This window comes from Sphingomonas rhamnosi, from assembly GCF_036663615.1.
In the GTDB taxonomy this organism is placed as follows: Bacteria; Pseudomonadota; Alphaproteobacteria; order Sphingomonadales; family Sphingomonadaceae; genus Sphingomonas.
In genome coordinates this window covers 15,233-39,728 of record NZ_JAXOJJ010000010.1, presented here as the reverse complement: position 1 = coordinate 39,728, position 24,496 = coordinate 15,233, and the positions used below count along the sequence as shown (strand labels likewise).

The window sequence follows — 24,496 nt, the reverse complement described above, 5'->3', positions numbered from 1 at the left end:
GGCCTCCCCTGCTGCGAATATCGGTCGTGTGGATATCGGTCGGTCACATGCGCTTCCTGCCGGCAATATGTCGCATCAGCACCCGCATCTGCGGTTTCGCGCCGTTGGCGTCGGGTTGGATGCTGAACGGATACGTGCCCCACCACGCGCCGCCCGCCCAATAGGTCCAGCCGAGCCACGCGTCCGGGGACTGCTCCATCCGCCCCAGCATCGCCTCCAGCGCGGCCAGGCACTGCGGGTTGGCGGCGACGCCGAATTCGCCGAGGACGGCGCGGGCATGCTGAGTCTCGAGCCAGGCGGTGACGCTGTCGAGCCGGTGCGCGGCCGCCGCAGGATCGATACAGTCGTTATGCGTGCCCGATGAGTTGCTATCGGCATATTGGTGCAGCTCATAGGCAAAATTGCCGCCGGGATCGCGGAAACTGGCAAAGGCCGCGGCGTTTGATCGGCTGCCCCCGGCGGTCCAGCTATACGCCCCCGTCCACTGCACGCCGGGCACCAGCACCAGATTGCGCGCGCCCGTCGCGCGGATCGCCTTGACCACCTGATCGACGACGCCGCGCCACGCTTGGGCATCGATGCCATGCGGTTCGTTCATCAGCCCGAAGACGATGCGCGGGTCCTTGCCATAACGCTCGGCGAGGCGGGTCCACAGATCAGCGAGCATCGCGCCGCTTTGCGGATCGGCGATCTTCACGCCCTGATACCGAGCATAATTGTGCACATCTAGGATGATCCGATCGAACCCCGACAAGGCGGCGAACGAGGCGTCGATGCGCTGCATCTCGGTCGCGTCGAGCGGCGCCATCGGCTGCGCCTGCAGCCGGTCCCACAGCACCGGCACGCGCACGATGTTCATCCCCGCCGCGACAAACGGCGCCGCCTCGCGCGCATTGGGATACGCGTAATGCTTGCCGTAAAGCGCCGGCTTCTGCTTCGAGGCGAAGCCGCCCGCGCCGAGATTGAGGCCGGTATAGCGCAGGGGCCGTGCCGGCGCCGCCGGACGCGCCTTCTGCGCAGCGCCCTGCCCCGTCATCATCAGCGCAGCCGGACTGGCCAGCGCCCACAGGCTCGTGCCCGCTGCCAAAAACGCGCCCGCGACCAGCGCGATCGGAAGAAGCGGACGCGGCATGATTCAACCCTTCATTACGGATACCGGCACCGGGTCGCCCGAACGCCCGGCGGACGCCGACCGTCTGCCGGTAAGATAGCGGGTCACCGGCCGCTCGAACAGCAAGTGGACGATGATTCCCCCGATCGCCGCCACCAGCATGGCGGCGAGCACGAAGCCCGCCTGCGGCACGACGCCGTCCCGCAGCAGGGGCATCGGCACCAGCCGCAACACGACGACCCGCAGCGCGGCGATGGCGAAGATATGGGTCAGGTAGATGCTGAACGAGGCATCGCCGAGCAGCGTGAGCAGCCGGCTTCGCGGCATCTGGCCTTGCCGTTCGAGCGCGATCAGTCCCCACAGGACGAGGAAGCTGGCGATGCCCAACACGGGATACATGATATGGGCAGAGGCCCGCGTTGCCTCCACCACGGGCAGCGATACGATGCCCAGGATCACCGCGCCGACCGCCAGCACCGCCGGTGTCGAACGACGCTCGCCCAACGTCATCCTGGCCAGGACCACGCCGCCCACGAACTCCAGCAAGCGCAGCGAGCCGTAGAATTTCAGCACCATGCTATACGGTGAAAAGGCCATGCAGGCGAGCATGACCAGCGGCAGGCCAATCAGCAACGTCCGGAACCGCCAGTGACCCCCCACCGTCACCACCAGACCGAACAGCAGGTAGAAGAACATCTCGTAATTGAGCGTCCAGCCTGGGACCAGCAACGGCGTCATCAGATCGGTGAACGGGCGGCCAGTCATGCCAGGATTGGGCCAGGGCACGAACAGATAGGACGCCACGACATGCCCCGGCGCGAGCATCGCGGTTTCCGTTGCCCGCGGGAGCAGCAGCGTCATCACCAGCAACAAGCTCGTCATCAGCCAGTAAAGCGGCACAATCCGCACGATCCGACGCCGGTAGAATTCCAGCGTCGAGATCGGCTTACCGACGGTCGATGTCCACATGACGAAGCCCGACAGCGCGAAGAACAGATCAACCCCGAACGCGCCGACCCAGGGAAGCGCCGCGCCCCTGCCGGCAAAGGCGTTGACCGAGGCTAGCACGGCGTGAAAATAGACCACCGCCATCGCCGCGATACCACGGATATATTGCAGCGAGGCATACACGGGGGGCTTCATGAATAGTCGCTTCGTCGGGCGGTCGTACCGACCAGCAACCAGAGCGGTGCGGCCACCTTCATCGCGAAAATCGCCGTCCCCCCGATCAGCAGGTTGCCGAAGACGTACAAAGCCAGCGAATAGGCGCATCGTTTCTGTATCGCGTCACGCTGCGGCACTATCATCGAAACGTAGAGCCAGAACAAGATAAGCCCGACGAGCGAGGTCGAGGCGATAAGATAGCCATAGCCGGTATCGAGGAACGAGGCGGCCCGCGCGATCTCCGCGCCAAGCCAGAAGGCGAGGTCGCTGCGCTCCAGCGCCTGGACGGTGATGCTGACCCGCCCGACCAGATCGTCGGTTTGCGATAAGCCGGTCACGGCGATCAGGCCGAAGGCAGACACCATCACCAAAGGTACGAAGGCCAACGTGCCGTAGCGGGGCAGGCGCGGGTATAGCGGGTAGGCGGCGACGGAGGCCACTGCCAGCATCGTCGATGTGCGCGAGCTGTTGGTCAGCAGAATGCCCACGATGGTCACCACGTGCAACAGGCGCAGATGTCGCGACAGCATCGCCCACCGGGTCAGAACCATGACCGTCAGCACCCCCGCGAAATTTGCCAGCGATACCTGTTCGGTGAAGATCGACGAGGTACGGTGCGAGACCAGGCCGAACGACCATCGGCTGGCAAAGCTCCGCGCGTTGCCGAAGAGGCCGGATTCGTCCCATTCTTTGACTTGGTAGCCGCGGAAGTTCTGGTAGAAGGAAGCGGGCTTCAGGATCGCGACGTACAGGTCCGTCGAAACCACCTCGATCGCTAGGAAGATCAGGGTGACGATCGATATGATTGCAAAGACCCGGTCCGACACTGTCGGCGACACACGCAAGCCCAGCAGCGTGAACAAGGCAATGATCGCCATGTTGCGCAAGGGATCGGGGTAGATCATGTCGTTGATCAGTGACACCCAGACGCTGAGCAGCGTGAAAGCGAACAGCAGGATCAGCGGCAGCGCATCGCCGTCCCGAAGACGCGCCTGCGCGATGATCACCACCGCGCCGATCAGGATCAGGCCCTCCGCCCCTGCGACGATCGCATAGCTGACGGGGAACAGATGCGCGTTCAATAACGCCAGAATACCAAAATAAAGCGTTGCGAAGACGGTGACCGCGATCGTCGCGGTGTCCCACGCGCGCGACCGCTTATCCACCCGATCAGCGAACGGCATCCGAACAGAACCGGCTAGCTCGCCCATATCTGTCCTTGTACCCCGTTCTCGCAGCCTAACGGTCGCATCGAGACAGCCCCGATGACCCGGTGTCATTCACGCAACAGTAGCAGCGCTAGGCAAAAACCCCTCACGCTACAAGTGCGCATCGCGTGCGCCCAAGCGACGCGGTCACGCCGATTGGGTGGCGATATCCTGCTTGGGACGTGGTGAAATGCGAAACAGGCGCATCAGGCCGGCGCGCGCAGCGATACGGGTCGGGTCTTCCACCCCGTGGAACGACAGGCCGGCCACCAGCAGCACCGTGGCCAATATCAAGGGCACGGCGATAAAATAGGGAAGTGCTGCGGATATGCCGCTATGCTGGAAAGCATATAAAACCGGTACGTGTAGAAGATAGACCGAGAAACTATATTTGCCCACGGTCTTGGCGAGCCAGTTTTCCAGCAGAATGCGGGCATAGCCAGTTGGGAAGCTGAAGGCGAAGACGACGAACGACAGCATCAGCAACTTGCCGAAATCGGCGTAATAATGGTTGTGCTTAACATCGCCGGCCGTGGTCGGATAGAGTGCCGATCCGACCACGCTCTGCGGGAGCAGAAGCGCCACGATGACCAGCGTCGCCAGCAATTGGGCGATCAATGCCGCGCGGGACGACATCTTGCCCACCAGCAACGGGCGCAGCACGCCGAGCAGAATGCCTGCCAAGAAGATGTGGAGTTTGGACAGGACGACGATGCCGGGCCATTCCGATCGATAGAGGATGACCGTCAGGACGACGAACATCATCGGCACGCCCCAGGTCACCGCCCGGGCCGGGGCCTGGCTGAGCAGGATCCAGACCAGCGGGAAAAGAAAATAGAATTGGAATTCCGGCCCGATCGACCAGAATACCGAAACGTTGCCGATAAACGCCAAGCATCGCAGCAAATCCAACGGCGACATCGCGTAGGTGAAGCCGTGATCGACAGAACGGCCATATAGGAACGATGCGATAATGACGATGTAGTAGATCGGGACGATCCGCGATATTCTTGCAGCGAAATAGGTCTTCACGCTATTCGAGCTTGCCTCTTTCGTCAGATACAGGTGGCCCATCAAGAAGCCACTGAGTACGAAGAACAGAAAGACGCCGTAATTGCCAATCGGCGTGTCGAACAACGGCTTGAGCCCGAAAGCGCCGATATGCGAAAAGACCACCAGCATCGCCGCCAGCCCCCGCAAGCCATCCAGCGGGCCGATATGCATCTGCAGATGATGGTGAACACCGCCCTGCCCCGCCGTCTGGTCGCCGGCAAGGTCGGTCGCGGCGCTACTCATCGATGCGTTTCCTTCATTTCTGACGGGCCTTCTGCGCTACCGATCCCGTTCCTGCAACCCGTGGCTGAACGCGGGTGTCCCGATATCGCGCGACAGCATCGCGCCGCAGCAGGAGTGTGCCACCATGCCCGGTCATTGCCCGGCCGCCTTGTGGCCCAGCCGGTGTCGTATCGCGACGCCGGTCATCGACAGCAGGAAGCTGGGATTGCCCAGGACGTAGCGGCGTAGCAGCCGGCGCGGCTCCTGCCCCAGCCGATACGCCCATTCCAGGCCGTAGCGCTGCGCCCAGACCGGCGCCCGCGTTACCACGCCGGCGGTGAAATCGAGGAACGCGCCAATGCAGCAGGTGACCGCGCCGATCTGCTCGGTCCATTCCGCCGCCCATAATTCCTGGCGCGGCTGGCCCATGCCGACCAGCACGAGCGCCGCCCCGCTGTCGCGGATCCGCTCGGCCAGCGCCGGGGCGTCCTGCGGCGTGAAGAAGCCGTGCTGTGCGCCGACCACCTTGGCATGCGGATAGCGTTCAGCGATCACCTGACCGGCCCGTTCGGCAATGCCCCGCGGGCTGCCCAGCAGGAATATTCGCGTCGGCCGCGGCAGCGAGGCCAGCAGCCGCGGGGTCAGATCGGTTCCGTTGAGATTGGCGGGGAAGCTGCGCCCATACACCATCCGGCTGGCGATCTCCAACCCGATACCGTCGTTGAACACCGTCATCCGCCGCAGCGCTGCCACGAAATCGCCGTCGCCTCGCGCCACGTTGACGCTGTGCGCGTTGCAAAAGCCGAACATCGCCGGTCGCCGCGCCGCCAACGCCGCCAGGATCATCGCCACCGCCTCGTCCTCGGTGCCGCCGGTGACGCGGACCGGGCCAATGACACGCTCATGGAAAGACGCCGCGTGACCCTGCCCTGCCGCCTGGATCGGCCCCTGTACTGCCACCGAATGATCGCCCCCGCTGTTTGCCGTATGGTATCAGGTCTTTGTTGGAGCGCAAAACGACGATCTGCCGTCGCCCGAGATCGTCGCGTGCGATGGTTACTACCGGATTAGCAAGTTGCCGATCCTTTGCTAGAAGCAATGAAAAGGGAGATGACCATATGGCGATCATGGCTTGCGTGACGACAGCCGGGCGCAACTCCTCGAACGTGTCCGGCGGACCATATCGCGGTCGGCTAGGAGGTGCACGGCAAGGAACCGACGCAAATCCAGACCAACGCCGGCATCTTGCTCGCAATCGGCGAGGTCATGGCGCTGATGCTGGAAGACCTGCACGCCTGCGACGGGACGCAATGCATGGGCCGGGCGATCGATGGCATGAAGCTGTGGGTCACGCAGGACCGGTTCAATGCCGCGCAGAAGCGGGCGGTGCGCATGGAAGACGCGTTGCGCCGCATCGCGGCCGATGGGGCCAGGACCAGGCCAATGACATGCTGATCAACTGGCAGGAGACGACGTTGTCACTGCGCCGTTTTGCCCGCAACATGCTCGACGAGCCCGGCTGAGAACCTGCGGCGACGCGCCTCTCGCGCGCCGCCCAAACTTTCAGCCAGCCGGCCCTCAATCCATCAGGACCGATCCAAGCAGCAGGGTCTGCGATGTCGCCAGCGCGTTGGTGACGCGGCGCACCTCGCGCATGTCGCTGCCCCCCTTGCGGGTCAGCATCAGCATCGCGTCGCTGCCATCGCTCGCCTCCAGCGCAACCTCGCCGCCGACTTCGAGAATGATCATGTCGTACACGTCGGTCAGCGGCTGCAGGCGCCGGATCAGGCGCTGGCGATCGAACAGTTCGCCGGCATTGGGCACGGCCGGGCCGGCGGTCATCAGCGTCAGCCCGGGCACCGATGTCGCTTGTCCCACGCCGTCCAGATCGACATCGCTGGACAGGAAGGTCGACACGCCGATGCGGTTGGGCAGCCGGAACAGGCCGTGTAGTTGAGGATGGTCGAGCACCGCATCGACCATCAGCGTCCGATATCCGGCCTGCGCGAAGGTCACGCCGAGATTGGCGACGATCAGGCTGCGTTCGGAATTGGCGTCGAAAGCGAGCAGCGCCAGCGTCAGGATCCTGCGATCGCTTTCGGTCGCCCGGCGCGTGATCTCGCGGCGCAGACGCCGCACCTCCAGCGACAGCGGATCGTTCGGATTGAACGCGGCAACGACGAGCGGATCGACCGTGTCCGAATCTTCCGGCAGGACGAAAAACTTCTGCTGCTGTTCTATCGCGCTGCGCAGCTCCATGTCCGAGATCAGGCCGAGCGCAACGGCCGCCTGGCCGAACAATTCCCCGGTCTGATCCTGCCGTTGCAGAATGCTCTGTACATCGACGTCTGACACAGTGCCGGATTCGAACAGCACCTTGCCGATCCGCTGCCAGTCCTCTGCGCGTGCCTGGTCCTGGAAGCCTTCTGCTCCCCGGCTTTCCGGATTGGCCCGAAGTCTCATATGTTACCCCCTTCGGTCGACAGGCGTCGGGCGATCCCCGACCTGCCGAAATCGATCACCCCCAAGACCGGCGCATCCGTGGCCGTGGACAGGCCGGATATCGTCCGCACGCGGGGTCGCAGCAGTTCGAGCAGTCCGGTCGCGCCCACCGCCAGCATCGCGCCCAGGACCAACCCCAGCAGGATCCGCACCGGGATGTTCGGCTCGGTCGGCAGCACCGGCGGACGCGCCTCGTCGAGCTGACGGACGTTGGTGCTGGGCAATTCGGCCTGCAAGCGCATGGTGCTGAGGCGGCTCATGACATTGTCATAGGCGGCCCGCGCGGAATCGACGTCGCGTTGCAGCACGTCAAGCTGGCTGCGGTCGCTGCCCAGGCCCAGCACGTGGTTGCGCTGCTGATCGACCAGCGCGCGCAACTCCGCCTCGCGACCGCTCGCTGCGCTGTTGGCAACCCCGACCGACCGGGTGCCGGTAGCGACCTCGGCGTTGAGCTTTGCCCGCAAGGTGCCGAGCTCCGCTTCCGCTGCACGGATGACCGGGTGGTTGGGACCATAAACGGTGCGCTGCTGGCTGATCTCGGCGGATTTGCCGGCGATCTGCGTCCGCAGCCCCTGTACCACGCCGCTCGACTGGACTTCGCTCGACGCCGCGGCGCCGCTGCCGACCTGCGCCTGCGCCTGCGCCCGGGCCGCCTGCGCATCGGCCAGCTGCGTTTCCAGCTGCTTCAAGCGCGCGGTTTCCACATCGGCATTGCCGATGCTGATCACCCCGGTTCGGCGCTGATACTCGACCAATCGGCGCTGCGCCTGTTCCAGGCTTGCCCGCACTTCGCCGGTCCGCGCCTGAAACCACCGGGTATAGGCGCGCGCGGGATCCGTTTCGAGCCGCAGGCGGGTATCGATGAAGGTCGCGGCAAAGCCGTTGGCCATCTGCGCGGCGACATCGGGATCGCGCGACTTGTAGCGCACCGACAGGACGTTGGTGTTGCGCTCCGGCTCAACCGTCAGATTGCCGAGCAGGGAACGGCCGATCCAGCTTTCGATCGTGCCCGGGCGCCCCGCCGCCGCCCAGCGCGCGCGCGCCGCAGGCTTGTCAGCCAGATGCAGCCGCTTGACCATGTCGGTCGCGGTCGCCGCACTGGCAATGATGTCGGCCTGCGTGCCCAGCACATTGGCGTCGATCTTGGGCGCATTGTTCTCGGCCGTGACCGCCTGCGTTTGGCGATCATCGAACAGCAACGTGGCGGTCGCAACATATTGCCGGGGCGAGACGATCGTCCACGCCACCACCAGCGCAAAAACGATCGCGGCAATGGCCAGTTCGAGCCGCCAGCGGGCGCGCAGGGCAGCGATCAGATCGGGCAAGTTCACGATAGGTCTCCCGCAACGAAGGTGCCGTCGCCCTGGCGTCGTTCGGCGAGGATAAGGGTGGCGATCAGGAATTGCGGCGCCAGCGTATCGCGAAACAGCGTGCGGCCGAGCTGGCGACCATCGGTCATCAACGCATCGTCCAGCCCGTGCGATACGGCGCCCGGGGCCTGGGTGAAACCGTCGTCGATCGCGGCCTGCACGGCGATCTGGGTGAGCGTAGCGCGCGCTGCGGGCTCGCGGGCGAGATGGTCGAACAGGGCGCTGTCCTCTTGGTTGAGCGAGGCCCAGCGCCGTGTCGCCGCGGCAAGACCCTGCAGCGCCGCCGCTTCATCGACCATGGTGGCGGACCGGGCCAGCGCCGCCAGCCCGGCCTGGTGGCAGAACAGGCGTACATGGTAAGGCGAGCCGGCCGAGGCCTTTTCGATCAGGCGGGTCGCCGCAGTATCGAATACGACGCCACTGCGCTGGCTTCCCCCGGCGATCAGGCTGCGGACGCTGTCGTCGCCGATCCGGCGCAGTCCGATCGCCACCAGATGGCGGCGCAGCGAAGGATGCAGCTCGATCAGGTCGTTCACGTTGCCGGCGATGCCGACGATGATCAGCTGGAGCGGGACGCGGGCGTCCGACAGCAGTTTCATGAACGTGGCGACATCCTCCTGCAGGGCGCGATCGGTGATCCGGTCGAACTCGTCAAGGATGAAGAGCAGTCGCGCCGACGTGACCTCGGCGAGCACCGAGACGAGTTCGCGCGGACCGAAAGCACTACCCAGCGTATTCAACCGCTGGCGAAAACCGGCCTGTTCCTCTCGGGCGACCGACATGGCGGGAATGAACGGCAGATAGGGACCGAGCAGCGCGGCGAAGCTGCCGATCGCATCACAGGCGAAATAAATCGTCACGATCCCGCGCTGATCCGCTTGCGTGCCGAACACGCGGGCGAGCGAGGTCTTGCCCGATCCGCGCGCGCCATGGATCAGCGCATGCGCTTCCTCATCGAACACGGTGGCAACCAGCGTTGCGATCTCCTGCTCGCGCCCGGCAAGCTCGGCCGCCGCATCGACTGGGCGCGACGAATTGAACGCGGCGTGCAGCGCCTTGCGTTTTGCATCGACATTGAGCGGCGCAGGCTCGGGCGTCGACATAACATGCTTGGGCGGCGCGACGGCGCGCAGCGAAGCAACCCGCCGCGCTTCGCCCGACAGCAACAAGACGCGTTTGGACTGAGAGCGGATGCCCAGCCAACCATATATCCGGTTGAGCAGACTGCTCATCGCACAGTTCCTTCGATCGGGGATGAACCGTTGCGGTGCATTTAGAAGAATCGCTCATTGACGAACAGCACGTCGTCGGCGCGAACTTCTTCATCAAGGTTGATGCGTTTCAGGATTTGCCCGTCGCGGCGCAGCGTGACGCTTTTCTCATTGCCCGCCAGCGTCAGTCCGCCGGCGCGGATCAGCGCCTGGCGCAAAGTCATCCGCCCCTTGATGGGATAGCTGCCGGGCGAGCCGACCTGGCCATAGACGAAAACCTGCGGCGCGTTGTTAACGACCACCGTATCGCCGGGCTGCAGCAGCGTGTTGATCCCGCCGGTGTCGGATAGATCGGCAAAGTCGATCCTGCGCTCGTTGGCTTCCCCAATCCGCCGCAGCAGGGCAAAGTCCGCGGCATCCGATTTCACCCCGCCGCCCCGGGCAATTGCCATCGCCAGCGTCGTCGGGCGATCGATGGGATAGATGCCAGGCGTGCCGAAGCTGCCGAACAGCGTGAACGACTTGCTGACATAGGACGTGACATCGACGTTGACGATCGGTTTGGCATAATAGCCGCCTGCCTTCAGTCGCGAGGCGATGATCGTCGCGACGTCCGCAGCGCGGCGCCCGGCGACGCCGACATTGCCCAGCAGCGGATAGGCAATGGTGCCGTCTTCCCGCACGCGTGTGCGCACCGTCATGTCCTGTTGCCCGAACAGCGTGATCTGCACCTCGTCACCTGTGCCCAGTTCATAGGCTGGCGTCGTCGCGGCAAGAGGGAGCGCCAAAGCGGCCGGGGGGGTGGGCATCGCCGTCTGCGCCAGCGCGCCTGCCCCGGGAACGGCGATCGCGACAACCATTGTCGCGATCATCGCCGTAACCTTTGTGAATGTCAGCACGATACGGTGTAGTGCCATGGCGAACCTCATCAAAAACCAGCCCTCGCGCTAAACTCAACGCGTGTACTATCAAAGTCGTAAAAATCATTCCGGCTGTCGCGTTCGCTACGCGACACGCCGAGCTGCAGCCGCAGCGAGCGTAGCGTGTAGCGAACGCCCACGTTCCCGGCATTGGTTTGATCGGCGATGCGCAATTGAGGGCGGATCAACGGGTCTTCGCCAAAATATCGCCGATTGATCTTGCCGATCTGCGCGACGATCCCCGCCCGGGCGCCGATCGACCAGTTGAGACCGAGACCGACTTCGCGGCTGAGCACATAATCCGAGCCGGCGTTGATGCTGCCGATGAATTGCCGCGATACGCGCGGCGACAGGATGAACGACGGAAAAGGGGCGATGCGCACCTCGGCCGAATAGGTCGTCCCTTCGAACCGCCCGGCAAGCCGGCGGGTCGGGCTGACGCGGACGCCGGCCACGGACAGGCGCGCGGCGAAGCGAGACGTGATCGCCCGATCGAACTGCAGGCCGATACTGGCAATATCGGCACCGGTATCCGGCCCCCCGACAGTGCTCGAGCGACGAAACTGACCGGTATTGGCGAACAGCTGGACCTGCCCCAGGCTTGGGCGAGCATAGACGATGCCACCCGTCGCGCTCCAGTTCCGGCGGCCAAGACCATTGTCTCCCCCGCTATTGGTCAGCCGCAGGGCATCGGCGCGGACGACCGGGTAGAAGCCCACGGTGCGCGGACAACGCGCCGTCACCTGCCCGGCGAACACCCGCGCCGTGCGGCCGACCGCAACGCCCAGATCCTCGATTTCCGCCTGCTGGATCAGCAAGCTGGCGCTCGGGCTTACCTCGCACCTGGCGCCGAGCGGAATTCCCGCACCCGCGTTGAGGTTGGTCCGCAGCCGCTGCAAACCCTTGAAACGCCGATAGAAGTCATAGCCGAGATCGCCCGAAAGCGACACCGTGTTGCGGGCAAATCCCTGCCGTATGTTGAGCGTGAGAGCTGGTGTGACGCGAACATCGTCGCGGGCCGCCGATCCGGAGCGGATGGAGTTCAAGCGGAGAACGTTGCTATCATAGACCGTGGTGAGGGCGGGAGTGACGGAAAATTGATCCCCGCCCCGCGACGCGCCTGGGGCGGCCCGTGGAGCGATGCCGATGAAGGGGCCGGACACCTGAGCCAGCGCACCGGTCGGCAACAGGATCAGTACGGCGCCCGTCAGGGGGCAAAGACGTTGTGATCTGCCCCGCTTGGGCAGTTTCGAATGCTTACGCGTCAATGCCCGTTTTCCCCCTAAATTGCATTCATTTCGCCCAGAGTGGGCAAGGGCGCAAGCGCATTCCCGTATTGACCGGCCCGCGCAGGCGGAGACGCGCCGCACGTCAGGCCGGGTCCGAAATGCGCCGCACGCCTGCCATGCTTCCCCGTCGATCCGATGCGCTGTCGCCGGCGCGATTATCCGGGCTGCGTCATTGGCCGCGATTCACTGTCGCGAAGGCGTCGGCCATGCGCCCGACGCGATCGTCGAACACATCGTTTGCGCTGAGCACGAACCGATCGTCCCGTAATCCGCCGCGCAGCAGCGCCGCCAGATCCCGGCTGCCGAGCAGCCCGTTCAAACCGGCGCGGACCTTGGCCAGTTTTCCCTCGACCGGCCAGGCCGCGATGCGATCCAGCGGCTGGACCAGCGGATCGAACGTGAGGTCGACCGATTCCGCCCAGTCGCTCCACTTGAAGCAATGGGTTTCCCCTTCGAACAGCGCATTCTGGAACGAGACCGGTCGCCACGGTATGCGCAGCGCGTCGGCGAAGATGGCGCCGTGCATCGCTTCGCAAAAAACGCGCTCGCAACTGCTGAGCGCCTCGATGAAGGGATCGACCGCCAGCCGGGGGGAAATGATGCGCGCGCCCATCTGCGCGGCGACCGCCTGCCAGATGCGACGGCTGCTCCTGTAATAAGGGACAATGCCGATGCCCTTGCGCGTTTTCGTCGGCGTCACATAACGGGATATCAGCAACGCCGGATCGGAAATCGCCGGGACGTTCAGCGCGGCTGCGGACCGCGGGCCGCGCACGAAGCGGACATCCCAGCTGTCGTCGAGCACGGGTATGCGGCCCAACGATCGGGCGCCGCTGCCCATCACCAGCTTGGTGGCATATCCTTCCCAGCGACCGGCGACGATGATCGATCCGATGCAGAGCAGCACCTTGCCGGATTCCGCAAAAGTAACGTCGGGCAAAAGCCGTTGCATGAGCCAGGGATTAAGGTCGTCCCCGACATTGCCGAACGACGATTTCTGATAGCCGAGCGTAAAAGTATTCACGCGATGTTCCCCCGAATACCTTGGCGCAAGGCCGAATGTACGATTTTCATCATGCCCGTCTCGCGGCCGAACTGGCGAGGCGGACGTTTGTTGGGCGGACGGACGCCGGTCATGTCGCTAGTCGCTTTTGAATACGCCGGGTCCATGACAGAAGGGCTAAGCGCAGGCGCCAGATCACCGGGTTGGTCCTTCTCACCGGCTGCAAGGCGCGATCAATGTCGGCAAAGGGAATGGTCGCCACAAAGGCCGCTTCGTCATTGACGCCGTAGGACACCAACACATCGCCCTTTCCAACGGCGATGTTGCCCGATGGATAGACCACCGAGGTGACCCTCTTGTTCAGTTTCGGCAGGACGAACCGGTCGGCGCGTGGATTCGGCAGAGGCAGCGGTTCGAAGGTGAAGCGCGTCAGCCGAAACGGCGGGCGATTTTCGAACTCATAGCATTGGGCGACATAGCACGACCCGCTGGGATAGCCGGACGATGCGTGACAGAAATGATAGAGATAGGCGCCGTTCGCGACCGGCTGGGCGCCCCCGCGCGGCGGGCCGAAGCGCCGCAGGAGCGCGATTGAATCCCACCATGTAGTAACGGCGTCTTCGAACACGATGCGCCGTTCGGACCGGTCGCGCGCGCGGAGGATGCGGTGGGGAGAGATGGAATAGATCGCATACAGGTCCGCGCCCTGTTCGAACAGGATCCAGTTCTTTTCGATACGCTGTCGCGTGCCGTCCAGCATCATCTCGATCGGGCCACCGACCGGCCGCAGCGTCGGGCGATCGACCTCGATCAGAAATTGCTGGTTGTCGCCGTGTTCGGGATAGCCCGTATTCCAGTAGACATAGCATTTGCCTCCCAGCAGGTAGGCGCGGGGATCGGCATACCATGGGTTATACGATCGGATCATGTCCGAAAAGGGGATCGCCGATCCGGGTATCGCAACGCCATCGGCATCCAAGCGACATGCGGCGATTCTGCGCCCCAGATCGGCGCGCACCACGCGATAGAATGCCAGCATGCCGTCACCGTCGGCGATCACGGCAGGATTGAAGACATAAATATCGGCACTGTCGCGCCACGCCGCAGGAATTAAATCGGCCGTCATCAGTTCCCGGTAGCCGGCTATGACGTTCATGAGTCCCCTGTCGAGCAAGATGTTGCGGCGGGTGCCGGGTTGCGGATGTTGCGTATCGAACTTTACGGGACGCGCCAACAGCCGGGAAAGCCGTTACGCGTTCCAGCCTGCCATACATGGTGCTAAATCGGATCGACAATATACCCGGCGCGATCGATGATCGCCGCCATATAATAGGACGAGACGATAATCCTCATGTTTTGCGCAGCATCGGCAGGCACAAGCGCTTTCCTTCGTTGATGTCAGCATGTACGTCTAGATCATGGTGGGGCTTGGTTGGGCAAGATGACGGATGAATCGTACGATCCGGCAATCCTGCTTGCGGCATGCCCGGTCCCGTTACTTGTCGTCGATGGGCAGAACCATGTCCTTTTCGCCTCGGCTGCGGCCTATATGCTTTGGCCGACGGAGGTGCTGATCGGCCGCCATATCGATGCGCTCCTCGTATCTAGAAGGATAGCACGCGAGGGAAACTTTCGTGCCTATATTGCCCGTCAGGCCGCGCGGCAGCGTTTCGACGTGCGATCCGCGTCGATCGGCGATGCCGACCATCGCTTGTTGGCGCTGCACGACGTCTCCGTCTACGCCGCCCGGCTGGCACGGTTGAACCGCCTCGCGCTGACCGATCCGCTGACGCGCCTGGCCAATCGCCGTGGCTTCCATAGGGCGCTGCGCCACGAACATCGCCGCATGATGCGCGAGAACCAGCCGTTATCTTTGCTGGCGATCGACCTCGACGGCCTGAAGGCGCGCAACGATACCTATGGTCATGCGGCAGGAGATCTCTGGCTGCAGAATGTAGCCGCGACACTGATCAACGCCGCCCAGCGACCGGGAGACGTGGCGGCCCGCGTGGGCGGCGACGAATTCGCGTTGCTCTTGCCGGAAACCGACTTGGACGGCGCCGGCAAAGTAGCGACGAGGATCCACCAACTGCTGGGCGCACGGGCGCCGACCGGCGACGCCGGTCCGACCGTAGGGATCGGTATTGCCACAATGGGGCAGCACCCCGGCTGCGACAGTCCCGCTGCGCTGCTGCATGCCGCGGATGCCGATCTGTACCGAAGCAGGACAAGGCCCTTGCGACGGTCGGGCGGCTGATCAGGAGCGCCCTGCACCATGCAATGGCGCGCGCAACGGTCAGGTCGGCCGGCGGAATGTCTCATTTTGGCACTATTTATATCGTTGATACTGCTCAGATTTCCTTGAAGGTACGCGGTATGAAGGCTCGTATCTGGGAAATCGAGGGGACCATGGCGCACGCCCAGCGACGGGCGATCGTGGAGGCGCTCGAAGCGTGCGACGGCTCGGCTGGCAAGGCTGCTGCGCGCCTGAAGATCGGTCGATCGACGGTATATCGCCTAATTGACATCTACGCCGTGCCGGTGAAAGGCGCCGGAGCCAGGGGCCACGAAGCGGCCTCGCCCGCCCATTTACCGATTGACGACGACTATGCCGCTTCGATGTCCTCGGACTGACTTCGCCCACATGCGATAATCAACCGATCAGACACGAAAAGCCGCGCCAATCTTCGCTCGCGGGCCGCCCAATGCCGCAAACTGGCGATTTTGTTGTCGATTGAACCTTTGTGTGCGATATTACGGGTGACAACACTCAATCCGTGCACGAGGCTTGCCGATGAACGCAATCACCAGTCAGATCGGCGACCTTGCTGATGCCGGCGAGCGCATGATCGAGCGGCTGCGGCGCAAAGCGTTCCTTCCTGAGAGCCGCAAGGGGCTGCATGTCCGCTTCGGCATCGCGGAGGCGGCGCAGTTGCTCGATTGTTCGACCAACCGCATCCGCATGGCGGAGGAGGACGGCCGCCTACCCCCCTCCCCCGCGGCCAGCAACGGCCGGCGTCTCGGCTATTCGGTCGACGAGTTGCTGCACATGCGCGACGTGCTTGGTGCATCGCCGGCGCGCGCGCCGCTCGACGTGCCCGCGGTCATAGCGGTGCAGAACTTCAAGGGCGGCGTCGGCAAGTCGACCGTCACGACCCATCTCGCGCACTATTTCGCCGTGCAGGGCTACCGCGTGCTGGTCGTCGACTGCGACAGCCAAGCGACCACGACCACCTTGTTCGGCTTCAACCCGCATTTCAACATCACGCGGGCGGAGACGCTATACCCCTACCTGTCGATCGACCCGACCCAGTCCGACCTGCTCTACGCCGTCAAGCGCACGTCTTGGCCGAACGTCGACCTGATCCCCTCGAACCTCGAACTGTTCGATGTTGAATATGAGCTTGCGGCGTCGGGATCGGATGGCCAGTCGGTGCTTGCGGCGCGCTTTCGCAAGCTGAAGCAAGGGCTGGCGGATCTCGCCCGGTCTTATGACATCGTCCTACTCGATCCCCCACCCGCACTCGGCACGATCAGCCTGGCGGTAATGCAGGCCGCCAACGCGCTGCTCGTCCCGCTCGCCGCGACGACGCCCGATTTCTGCTCGACCGTCCAGTTCCTGTCAATGATGGATCAGTTGATCGAGCAGTTGACCAGCGCCGGCATCGATGTCGATTACAGCTTCGTGCGGCTGATCTGCTCCAAGTTCGACGCCAACGACCCAAGCCACGCGATGGTGCGCGCGATCATGGAGCAAAGCTTCGGTCCCGCGCTCCTGCCTGTCCCGATCCTTGAGTCGGCGGAGATCAGCCACGCCGCCATGCGCATGATGTCCGTCTACGAACTCGAAAAGCCGATTGGCACGCCCAAGACCCACAAGCGCTGCCGCGCCAATCTGGACGAAGCGCTGGGGCAGGTCGAACAGCTGGTGCGCCAGGGATGGGGCCGGATCACCCCGTCGAGCGAAGAGGACATTCTTCATGCCGCGATGTGAACACGCGACGCGGACACCCATAAGCTCCACGGAGGCGAGTTATGGCGCGTAAGCAATCCGATTATCTCGCGGCCCTGCTGGCCGATGAGGAGGCCGTGCCTTCCCCTGCCCCCGCGGAGGCTAGGTCGGAAGCGGAGGCCCCACGGCAGGCTCCAGCGGGCGCCATGGCGAATAGCGCGCCCGATCGCCCCCGTGGCACCACCTTGCTCAGTCGCGAGTCCGCGCTCGCGCGCGTCGCCAGCGGCGAGGTGCGCCAGGTTACGCAGCTCCTGCTCGATCCGCTGCGCGTCCGCATCTGGCCGGGCAATGCCCGTTCCTATGCGCATCTCTCAGCGGAAAGTTGCCGCGAGCTAATCGATTCGATCATCGCCGAAGGAGGCCAGAAGGTGCCCGCCGTGGTCCGCCGGGTCGAGGACGATCCGGCACATGATTACGAGGTCATCGCCGGCACGCGACGTCACTGGTCGATCAGCTGGCTGCGCGTGCATTCCTATCCCGACATGCAGTTCGTCGCGCAAGTGGCCAATCTCGATGACGAGGCCGCTTTCCGCCTTGCCGACCTCGAGAACCGGGCGCGGATGGACGTCTCCGATCTCGAACGAGCACGCAACTATGCCGCCGCGCTCAGGAGCCATTACGGCAACCACCTGACCCGCATGGCTGAGCGCCTCAAGCTCTCCAAGGGCTGGTTGTCGAAGATGCTCAAGGTCGCCGGCCTGCCCGATGCGGTCGTCGCCGCCTTCGCCGCGCCGGGCGATGTCCAGCTCAAGCCCGCTTATGCGCTGGCCCAGCTGCTTGACGACATCGATACCGCGCCGGCGATCCTGTCAGAGGCGAAACGGCTGGCGCGGGAGCAGCAACGCCGTCGCGATGCCGGCGAGCAGGCGGTGCCGGCCGCCCAGGTCCAAGCCCAGCTGATTGCCGCGACGTGCCACGACACGCCCCGTCTCCGGCTTTTCACCTGGACTACGTCGCACGGCCATACCGCGCTCTCCGTGCAATCGGTCAATCGGCAGGGCGTGACGATCCGATTGCATGCTGGTTCCGGTGCCGGTCCCGATGAACTGGCCGAGGCGCTGCGCGAGGCACTGGCCACGCTCGAGGCGCAAGGCCGGGGGCTTTCGCGGTGATGTTTCCCCAGGGAAACATGCGCCGTGCGAGCAACGCGGTGGCCGGGTTGCCGTTGGCTGGGGGCAGGTCGGTCGTGCGCACGCACACATCGCCTGCTCATCCCGATGCACTGTTTCCCCGGGGAAACACCGCTCGCTTGTCCAGTCGCCTGGCGCCGTCGGAAGGGCACCCGTGAGCCGCACCGGGCGCAAGGCCGGGTCGGAACAGTTCGACCTGCTGCTGCCCTATATCGCCGATCTGCCGCTACGCGACCAGCGCGAGATGATGGAGCGCCCGTTCTTCTCGCTGGCTAAGTCGAAGCGGGTGAAGCCGATCGACTATGAAAGCCCAGACGGGAAACTGTGGGTCCATGTCTCGGCGAATCCCGATTACGGCATGGCAACGATCTGGGACGCCGACATCCTGATCTATTGCGCATCGGTCCTGGCCGGCATGGCGCGGCGCGGCGTCAACGACGTACCGCGCAAGCTGCACCTGATGCCCTATGATCTGCTGCGCGCGATCGGCCGGCCGACCACGGGGCGGGCCTATGAACTGCTTGGCCAGTCGCTCGACCGGCTGGTCGCGACAACGATCAAGACCAATATCCGGGCCGAAAGCCGACGCGAAGCGACGTTCAGCTGGCTCGACGGCTGGACGCAGCTCGTGGACGAGAGGACCGAACGCTCGCGCGGCATGACGATCGAACTGAGCAACTGGTTCTGGGAAGGCGTGATGATGACGGGCGGCGTCCTGTCGATCGACCGCGCCTATTTCAATTTGACCGGCGGGCGCGAACGCTGGCTCTACAAGGTCGCGCGCAAGCACGCCGGTGGGGCAGGGGAGGGGGGCTTCGCCATCTCGATGCCTACTTTGTTCGAGAAATCCGGGGCCGAGGGGGAATATCGCCGCTTCAAATTCGAGATCGCCCGGATTGTCGAAAAGGATCCGCTGCCCGGCTATACGCTCGCTGTCGAACAGCCAGCCGGCAAGCGCGAACCCGCCGTCCGCATGCGACGCCGGGCCGAGGGGGAGACGCAAATGGCGGCGCCGCTTCAAGCCCCGCCCAAGCTGGCGACCAAGCTTCCACCTGAGCTGGCGCCTGAGGTTATCGACAGGCGCGCGCCGCTTGTGGCGCTTACCTCGAAAAGGACGGCCGAATTGTCCGACGCGGCCGCGCTGATCCGCCGCTCGATCAAGGGCCTGGCGACCCGCGGCACTGCGGGCGACGTTACCGAGGCCACCCTGGCGACGCTGCGCAACGACTGCCCGGGCTGGGATTATCAGACACTGCACGAGGAATTTCGCAAGTGGATCGGGACCGACCCGGCCAAAACGCCGGTCAGCTACCAAAGCGCCTTTATCGGCTTCGTTCGGCGTTGGGACGAAAAGCACCGCCACGAATTGCCGCGCTAGGCGGACCGGCATCGCGCGCCGATCACCGGTCGCGCCGTTCCCGAAGTGTCGGCTCCTTACAAACCGTCATCATCATCACCCGCCGAACTACGCCCGCCGGGCCGAATTTGAACATCTCCAACATGCCAGCTGTTGATATTGATTCAATCAAGCGCGCGCATTTCGCGATCCGTCCGATTGTTCGACACTTCGGGAACACTATCGGCCTTTCGGGAACGAAGGCTCGACACTCGGGGAACGGCAGCATCGGCATTTCGGGAACGTGCACCCGACATTCCGGGAACGCCGGACGGAACAAATGCGCGCACGATCAGTCACTTACACCGCATTCCACCAAGCCTAACCCTCTAACCTTTTCTAATAAACCTCGTAACCCGGCAGGATGCTTCGCTATGAGGGATTAGGGATTGATTGAACTCCGCCAATCCGGGGTGCATATGACAGGCAAGGAGTGCACTCATGCTTGCCGCTTTTCTCGACGACATCCGAGACGCCGACATCATCGCGCCGCGCCGCATGGCCGAGCGGCTCAAACTGCCTTTGTCGCAGCTCGCCAAACTAGCCCGCGTCAACCGCAACACGATGACCGCCAAGCCGCAAAGCCCCGCTGTCCAGGTCAAGCTCGGTGAGATCGCCCGCATCATCACCCGCGCGGCTGATCTGGCGCAGGACGAAGGCAAGGCAATCATCTGGTTCAAATATCAGCCGCTCGCCGGGTTCGGTAAAACGCCAGAGACGCTGGTGGAGGAGGGGCATGGCGATCTGGTGATTGAAGATCTCGAACGACAGGCTGCCGGCGTCTATTCGTGACCGTCGGCGCACCAACGGCCAATGCGCCAACGATCACCCTCTGATCGACGGCGATGACCTACCCACTTCGGCCATTGGCCGCGCCGCTATGGCGCATGATTTATCCACGTCATCAATTGGCGCCCTTCTCCGGGGACGGCGCGCGGCTTTATGGCGGCCGTTGGAATATGAGGGGCACCGCGGCGCTCTATCTCGCCCTGGATTACGCAACCGCGGTTGCCGAATATTATCAGGGCTTGCCCAAACCCGGCATGCTCGCGCCGTACCGCGTCGAGGCGACACGAATCGCTGATCTCACCCGCCCCGATGAACGCGTGACGCAGGCCCTTGCCTGCGACTGGAAAGCAATCGCGCTGATCGCTGGGCAGGTGCCGCCGAGCTCGGCGCTGACGCAGGAACTAATCGCCGCTGGAGCTCAAGGCGCGATCGTTCCATCGGTCCAAAACCGCGGGGGGCAGAGCTTGGTGCTGTGGCGCTGGCACGACGCCCCTGAAGCGGGCGATGGGGCGGCGCTCACCCTGCTCGATCCCGAAGCGGTACTGCGCCCGCGCTAAGGCACCGATGCCTAGCGCCGCCGCAGATACGTCCCCAACACCGCCAGCTTGTGCAGCCCGAAAACCTCCGCCAGTTCGTACAACGCCGCCCGTGTGCGCGCAAACAGCAGGCCGACTGCCAGCGAGGTCAGCGCTGCGCCGCCCAATATCCCGCTGGCCTGGATCGCCGGCGCCTGGCCCGCGCCGCCCCAGATCGCCACGATGCCCCCTAGGCAGGCCCCGGCGATGAGCGGCAAGGAGGGCAGGGCCTGCGAGAATTGGTCGCGAGTCGTCACCGGCCCGGTCCGGCCGGCCACCCGGATGCGGACGATGCCGACGATCGTCGTGCCGATCGAATAGCCGGCAGCCGCCCCCACCAGCCCGAACAACAGGCCGACGCAAACGGACGCCACCCGGATGACCATTTCGAATAGGCCGAGATTGCGCAGTTCGGCCGAGCGATCCTGCGTCACGAACAGATCGCCGACCGCATACATCAGCCCGAGCACCCCCAGGACCGGCGACAGCGCCATGAGCACTTGGCCCGCCACGCGCCACTGGTCGCCCAGCAAGGCCATGGTTAGGGGCACGCTGGCAAAGGTCAGCGCGACGGCCATCGGCATCAGGAAGACGCACAGTTTGCGCGTCAGAGACAGGTAGGCCAGCCGATATTCTTCTGGGTGCGCGCGCAGCCGGGTCATAAGCGGCAGGATCGCCTGGGTGATCGGCTGGATCAGATTGGCGGTGGGCAGGTTCAGGATGGCTTGCGCCCGGTTATACTGGCCCAGCGCGGCCGGGTCGAACATACGGCCGATCAGGATCGCCGATATGTTCTGCGAGACGAAGATCGACAGCGCATAGACGCTGGAATTGCCGCCGAACTGCAGCAGCGAGCGCAGTTCCTCGGTCTTGCGAAACCGGCCAGGACGCCAGCCGCTCAGCACGACGTAGGCGACGGAGGTCAGGACCGCCTGGAACACGCCGCCCAGCACGATCGACCAAACGTCGTGCCACATCAGCGCTAGCACGATGGTCAAGGCCAGCCCCGCGGCGCTGCAGACCGTGTCGGTCACCGCGATCGCCGTGAAACGAAGATCGCGGTTGATCATCGCCCGGTGCTGCAAGGTGAGCCCGTTCACCAAGAACCCGGCCAGCGACACGAGCACGACGTAGCGGACGATGGGTTCACCGTAGAAATCGGCGATGAACGGCGAGAGGATGGCGATAACCAACGACAGGAAGAGCGTTGTCGCCGCGTTGAACCAGAAGATCAGCGTCAGCTCGGACTGCGAGATGTGACCTTTCCGCAGCACCGCGTTGGTAAGGCCGAAATCGCGGAAGATGGCCGCGAACGAAAAAATGATCGTGGACATGTTGGCGAGACCGAACGCGCTTGGCCTGACAAGGCGGGCGATAGTTACAGTGGAAACAAAGGCGACCAGCAGCGCGAACAGGCGTCGGATAATCAGGATTCCGGGACCTGCCTTGGCCCGACGTTTAGCTTCTTCGATATCCAATTTGTGCGTCCCGTTATTAGATTGGCGCTACCTACTCCGCGTCCGGCGCACAAACAACGCAACCGTTGCGGTTGTGTATCGTCACCGATATAGTGCGAGTCGCTATCGGTATAGTAGCTGGGGGGGCCTAGATGCTGACGTTTATAGTGCCGGTTAGACACCAAGACTCTGTGCCGGACTGGGGCAGAGTAATTGATTTCATGCGCATTACCTTCGATTCCATCGCCGCGCAGGCTCATCCTGAATGGCAGACCATCGTCGTGACCAGCCGGGGAGCGGTGCTGCCGTCGCTGCCGCAAAAGTTCCGGCATGTCGAGGTGGACTTGCCTTGTCCGTCCCTGCCCGGGGCGGATCGCCCGACGGAAGAACTGTATGACGCGATCCGCGACGACAAAGGCGCCCGGGTGTGGGCAGGCCTGCAGACGGTCGAGCCGCGCGGCCACTTCATCGTGGTTGATTACGACGATCTGGTCAGCCGGCGGCTGGCGTCGACCGCCGCAGCCACGCCCGACGCCGCCGGATGGTATATTTCGCACGGCTACCTCTATGATGGCTCGCCGATCGTGTTCCGACGCGCGGGGTTGGACAGGATTTGCGGGTCGTCGGCGATCGTGCATGCGCGATATTTCTATCCCGCCCCCGCTGATGATCTGCCGCTCTTCAACCGCCAGGTGCATGGCAGCCACAAGTTCATCAAGCAGAAGCTGGCGGCTCTGGGCGACCCGATGACACCGCTGCCTTATCCGGGGGCTATGTACCGGGTGGGGCACCCCCATGCCGCGTCGGGCAGCGTGGGCGTTCGTCAACATCTCGGCCTGAAATCCTTCGCCCGCGAACCGCTGCAGGGCTTGCGGCGATTACGCAACCTGTCGTTCATCAGCCCATCGCTGCGCCGCGAATTTTTTGCCGCCGCGTAGAAGGGCGACCTGCCGGTCGGTAGTGCAGGGGGGCGGTGCCGCGGTCCCCATGACGTGACGTAGCGCTTGACCGGACCGGGTTACCGCCCAAAAGCGATCCCGCAGCCCCCACGGAGTTTTCGCATGAAGCAGCTTGTCGCCTTCGACCTCGACGGAACGCTCGCCGAGAGCAAGCAGCCGCTAACGGAGGACATGGGCGAGGCGCTGTCCGATCTGCTGTCCGTCGCGCAGGTCGCGGTGATTTCGGGTGGCGACTGGCCGCAGTTCGACAAGCAGGTCGCCAGCCGCCTGCCCGCCAGCGCCGACCGGTCGCGGCTGTGGCTGATGCCGACGACGGGGACGAAACTCTATTGCTACACCGACGGCGCGTGGAGCGCGGTCTATGCCGAGCTGTTCGATGAGCAGACCCGCGCGCGGATTAAGACCGCCTTTGATGAGGCGCTGGCCGCCACCGGCTTCGTACCGGAACAGGTTTGGGGCGAACGGGTCGAGGACCGGGGAAGCCAGATCACCTTCTCCGCGCTGGGCCAGCAGGCTCCGCTCGACGCCAAGCAGAAGTGGGACCCGGACTTTGCCAAGCGCAAGGTCATCCAGGCCGATCTGCGCGCCCGTCTGCCCGGCCTGTCGATCAACATGGGCGGCGCTACCTCGATCGACATTACCAGGGAAGGGGTCGACAAGGCTTACGGACTCAAGAAACTTCGCGGCGCGAGCGGCATCCCGCTCGACGCGATGATGTTCGTCGGCGACGCCATTTTTCCGGGCGGCAATGATTATCCCGCCAAAGAATTGGGGCTGGACACGGTGCGCGTGCGCGACCCGCAGGAGACGCTGGCGGTGATCGCCACCGTGGTTGCATGCCAGGCCAAGTAAGCCGCACGATCGGCCAGCAGGCGGAAGGGGCGCATACCACGCGCCCCGACGGGCAACTTGCTGGAGACGTCCCGGTCAGAACTGGCCGAGCGAGGCCAAGCCGGCCAACGAACTCGGCAGGCTGTAGACGAAATAGTCCCGGTTGGTGGCGTCATCGTGATACATGCCGTCATACTCCAGCGCGCGGACAAGCCGCCGCCGCGTAGCAAAACATTTACGCGCTCGGCCGGTGACGCCGGCACGATACGCCGCGCTGGCCGACCGCCAGCGACA

At 64.2% G+C, this 24,496-nt stretch carries 23 protein-coding genes; 10 read left to right on the top strand and 13 right to left on the bottom strand.

The features are described from left to right. Positions 1 to 43 precede the first annotated feature (43 nt). From U1701_RS17220 to U1701_RS17200, 5 genes are all read right to left on the bottom strand, one after another. Positions 44 to 1,132, bottom strand: coding sequence for a glycoside hydrolase family 5 protein (locus U1701_RS17220; RefSeq protein WP_332783810.1), 1,089 nt, complete (start codon positions 1,130 to 1,132; stop codon positions 44 to 46). A 3-nt stretch (positions 1,133 to 1,135) separates the two neighbouring features. Next, positions 1,136 to 2,254, bottom strand: a complete 1,119-nt coding sequence (locus U1701_RS17215) for an acyltransferase family protein (protein ID WP_332783809.1) — start codon at positions 2,252 to 2,254, stop codon at positions 1,136 to 1,138. Continuing rightward, positions 2,251 to 3,486 (bottom strand): hypothetical protein, encoded by a 1,236-nt coding sequence (locus U1701_RS17210; protein ID WP_332783808.1) that lies wholly within the window; start codon positions 3,484 to 3,486, stop codon positions 2,251 to 2,253. The genes U1701_RS17215 and U1701_RS17210 overlap by 4 nt, the downstream gene beginning before the upstream one ends. A 144-nt stretch (positions 3,487 to 3,630) precedes the next feature. Then, on the bottom strand, positions 3,631 to 4,779 hold the full coding sequence (locus U1701_RS17205; protein WP_332783807.1) for an acyltransferase family protein: 1,149 nt from the start codon (positions 4,777 to 4,779) through the stop codon (positions 3,631 to 3,633). 132 nt (positions 4,780 to 4,911) lie between these two features. Continuing rightward, positions 4,912 to 5,718 (bottom strand): WecB/TagA/CpsF family glycosyltransferase, encoded by an 807-nt coding sequence (locus tag U1701_RS17200; protein ID WP_332783806.1) that lies wholly within the window; start codon positions 5,716 to 5,718, stop codon positions 4,912 to 4,914. 240 nt (positions 5,719 to 5,958) lie between these two features. Here U1701_RS17200 and U1701_RS17195 point away from each other — a divergent pair, with 240 nt between their 5' ends. Further along, positions 5,959 to 6,213: a hypothetical protein gene (locus U1701_RS17195; protein ID WP_332783805.1), complete on the top strand. Its 255-nt coding sequence runs from the start codon at positions 5,959 to 5,961 to the stop codon at positions 6,211 to 6,213. A 123-nt stretch (positions 6,214 to 6,336) separates the two neighbouring features. Here the strand turns inward: U1701_RS17195 and U1701_RS17190 are convergent, their stop codons facing one another. The 7 genes from U1701_RS17190 to U1701_RS17160 form a co-directional block, all read right to left on the bottom strand. After that, positions 6,337 to 7,221 (bottom strand): tyrosine-protein kinase family protein, encoded by an 885-nt coding sequence (locus U1701_RS17190; protein ID WP_332783804.1) that lies wholly within the window; start codon positions 7,219 to 7,221, stop codon positions 6,337 to 6,339. After that, the gene (locus tag U1701_RS17185; protein ID WP_332783803.1) at positions 7,218 to 8,591 is read right to left on the bottom strand and encodes a GNVR domain-containing protein; all 1,374 of its coding nucleotides are present in this window, start codon (positions 8,589 to 8,591) and stop codon (positions 7,218 to 7,220) included. The genes U1701_RS17190 and U1701_RS17185 overlap by 4 nt, the downstream gene beginning before the upstream one ends. Further along, positions 8,588 to 9,862, bottom strand: a complete 1,275-nt coding sequence (locus tag U1701_RS17180; RefSeq protein WP_332783802.1) for an ATP-binding protein — start codon at positions 9,860 to 9,862, stop codon at positions 8,588 to 8,590. The genes U1701_RS17185 and U1701_RS17180 overlap by 4 nt, the downstream gene beginning before the upstream one ends. Positions 9,863 to 9,903: 41 nt before the next feature. After that, complete coding sequence (locus U1701_RS17175; protein WP_332783801.1) at positions 9,904 to 10,758, bottom strand: polysaccharide biosynthesis/export family protein; 855 nt, start codon at positions 10,756 to 10,758, stop codon at positions 9,904 to 9,906. A gap of 11 nt (positions 10,759 to 10,769) precedes the next feature. Beyond that, positions 10,770 to 12,029: a hypothetical protein gene (locus U1701_RS17170; RefSeq protein ID WP_332783800.1), complete on the bottom strand. Its 1,260-nt coding sequence runs from the start codon at positions 12,027 to 12,029 to the stop codon at positions 10,770 to 10,772. Between the two features lie 190 nt (positions 12,030 to 12,219). Next, the gene (locus U1701_RS17165) at positions 12,220 to 12,855 is read right to left on the bottom strand and encodes a polysaccharide pyruvyl transferase family protein (RefSeq protein ID WP_332783799.1); all 636 of its coding nucleotides are present in this window, start codon (positions 12,853 to 12,855) and stop codon (positions 12,220 to 12,222) included. Between the two features lie 328 nt (positions 12,856 to 13,183). Then, positions 13,184 to 14,287: a hypothetical protein gene (locus U1701_RS17160; RefSeq protein WP_332783798.1), complete on the bottom strand. Its 1,104-nt coding sequence runs from the start codon at positions 14,285 to 14,287 to the stop codon at positions 13,184 to 13,186. A gap of 207 nt (positions 14,288 to 14,494) precedes the next feature. Here U1701_RS17160 and U1701_RS17155 point away from each other — a divergent pair, with 207 nt between their 5' ends. The 7 genes from U1701_RS17155 (at position 14,495) to U1701_RS17125 (ending at position 20,937) form a co-directional block, all read left to right on the top strand. After that, positions 14,495 to 15,310 carry a GGDEF domain-containing protein gene (locus tag U1701_RS17155; protein WP_332783823.1) on the top strand — a complete coding sequence of 272 codons (816 nt, stop codon included), beginning with the start codon at positions 14,495 to 14,497 and terminating at the stop codon, positions 15,308 to 15,310. A gap of 119 nt (positions 15,311 to 15,429) precedes the next feature. Then, positions 15,430 to 15,687, top strand: a complete 258-nt coding sequence (locus U1701_RS17150) for a helix-turn-helix domain-containing protein (RefSeq protein WP_332783797.1) — start codon at positions 15,430 to 15,432, stop codon at positions 15,685 to 15,687. A gap of 160 nt (positions 15,688 to 15,847) precedes the next feature. Then, positions 15,848 to 17,047, top strand: coding sequence for an AAA family ATPase (locus tag U1701_RS17145; RefSeq protein ID WP_332783796.1), 1,200 nt, complete (start codon positions 15,848 to 15,850; stop codon positions 17,045 to 17,047). A 41-nt stretch (positions 17,048 to 17,088) separates the two neighbouring features. Then, complete coding sequence (locus U1701_RS17140; RefSeq protein ID WP_332783795.1) at positions 17,089 to 18,177, top strand: ParB/RepB/Spo0J family partition protein; 1,089 nt, start codon at positions 17,089 to 17,091, stop codon at positions 18,175 to 18,177. A 172-nt stretch (positions 18,178 to 18,349) separates the two neighbouring features. Continuing rightward, on the top strand, positions 18,350 to 19,573 hold the full coding sequence (locus U1701_RS17135) for a replication initiator protein A (protein ID WP_332783822.1): 1,224 nt from the start codon (positions 18,350 to 18,352) through the stop codon (positions 19,571 to 19,573). Positions 19,574 to 20,032: 459 nt separating this feature from the next. After that, positions 20,033 to 20,383, top strand: coding sequence for a hypothetical protein (locus tag U1701_RS17130; RefSeq protein WP_332783794.1), 351 nt, complete (start codon positions 20,033 to 20,035; stop codon positions 20,381 to 20,383). Between the two features lie 53 nt (positions 20,384 to 20,436). Next, positions 20,437 to 20,937, top strand: a complete 501-nt coding sequence (locus U1701_RS17125) for an RES family NAD+ phosphorylase (protein WP_332783793.1) — start codon at positions 20,437 to 20,439, stop codon at positions 20,935 to 20,937. Between the two features lie 11 nt (positions 20,938 to 20,948). Here U1701_RS17125 and U1701_RS17120 read toward each other — a convergent pair whose 3' ends face one another. After that, on the bottom strand, positions 20,949 to 22,433 hold the full coding sequence (locus U1701_RS17120; RefSeq protein ID WP_332783792.1) for a lipopolysaccharide biosynthesis protein: 1,485 nt from the start codon (positions 22,431 to 22,433) through the stop codon (positions 20,949 to 20,951). A gap of 200 nt (positions 22,434 to 22,633) precedes the next feature. Here U1701_RS17120 and U1701_RS17115 point away from each other — a divergent pair, with 200 nt between their 5' ends. Together U1701_RS17115 and U1701_RS17110 are read left to right on the top strand one after the other, a co-directional pair. Then, positions 22,634 to 23,350: a hypothetical protein gene (locus tag U1701_RS17115; RefSeq protein WP_332783791.1), complete on the top strand. Its 717-nt coding sequence runs from the start codon at positions 22,634 to 22,636 to the stop codon at positions 23,348 to 23,350. A 123-nt stretch (positions 23,351 to 23,473) separates the two neighbouring features. Continuing rightward, positions 23,474 to 24,223, top strand: coding sequence for an HAD-IIB family hydrolase (locus U1701_RS17110; protein ID WP_332783790.1), 750 nt, complete (start codon positions 23,474 to 23,476; stop codon positions 24,221 to 24,223). The last annotated feature ends 273 nt before the right edge of the window (positions 24,224 to 24,496 follow it).

Coding starts and splice junctions, on each gene's coding strand:
- U1701_RS17220 (WP_332783810.1), bottom strand. CDS start 1,132: ATGCCGCGTCCGCTTCTTCCGATCGCGCTGGTCGCGGGCGCGTTTTTG.
- U1701_RS17215 (WP_332783809.1), bottom strand. CDS start 2,254: ATGAAGCCCCCCGTGTATGCCTCGCTGCAATATATCCGTGGTATCGCG.
- U1701_RS17210 (WP_332783808.1), bottom strand. CDS start 3,486: ATGGGCGAGCTAGCCGGTTCTGTTCGGATGCCGTTCGCTGATCGGGTG.
- U1701_RS17205 (WP_332783807.1), bottom strand. CDS start 4,779: ATGAGTAGCGCCGCGACCGACCTTGCCGGCGACCAGACGGCGGGGCAG.
- U1701_RS17190 (WP_332783804.1), bottom strand. CDS start 7,221: ATGAGACTTCGGGCCAATCCGGAAAGCCGGGGAGCAGAAGGCTTCCAG.
- U1701_RS17180 (WP_332783802.1), bottom strand. CDS start 9,862: ATGAGCAGTCTGCTCAACCGGATATATGGTTGGCTGGGCATCCGCTCT.
- U1701_RS17175 (WP_332783801.1), bottom strand. CDS start 10,758: ATGGCACTACACCGTATCGTGCTGACATTCACAAAGGTTACGGCGATG.
- U1701_RS17155 (WP_332783823.1), top strand. CDS start 14,495: ATGACGGATGAATCGTACGATCCGGCAATCCTGCTTGCGGCATGCCCG.
- U1701_RS17150 (WP_332783797.1), top strand. CDS start 15,430: ATGAAGGCTCGTATCTGGGAAATCGAGGGGACCATGGCGCACGCCCAG.
- U1701_RS17145 (WP_332783796.1), top strand. CDS start 15,848: ATGAACGCAATCACCAGTCAGATCGGCGACCTTGCTGATGCCGGCGAG.
- U1701_RS17140 (WP_332783795.1), top strand. CDS start 17,089: ATGGCGCGTAAGCAATCCGATTATCTCGCGGCCCTGCTGGCCGATGAG.
- U1701_RS17130 (WP_332783794.1), top strand. CDS start 20,033: ATGCTTGCCGCTTTTCTCGACGACATCCGAGACGCCGACATCATCGCG.
- U1701_RS17125 (WP_332783793.1), top strand. CDS start 20,437: ATGACCTACCCACTTCGGCCATTGGCCGCGCCGCTATGGCGCATGATT.
- U1701_RS17115 (WP_332783791.1), top strand. CDS start 22,634: ATGCGCATTACCTTCGATTCCATCGCCGCGCAGGCTCATCCTGAATGG.
- U1701_RS17110 (WP_332783790.1), top strand. CDS start 23,474: ATGAAGCAGCTTGTCGCCTTCGACCTCGACGGAACGCTCGCCGAGAGC.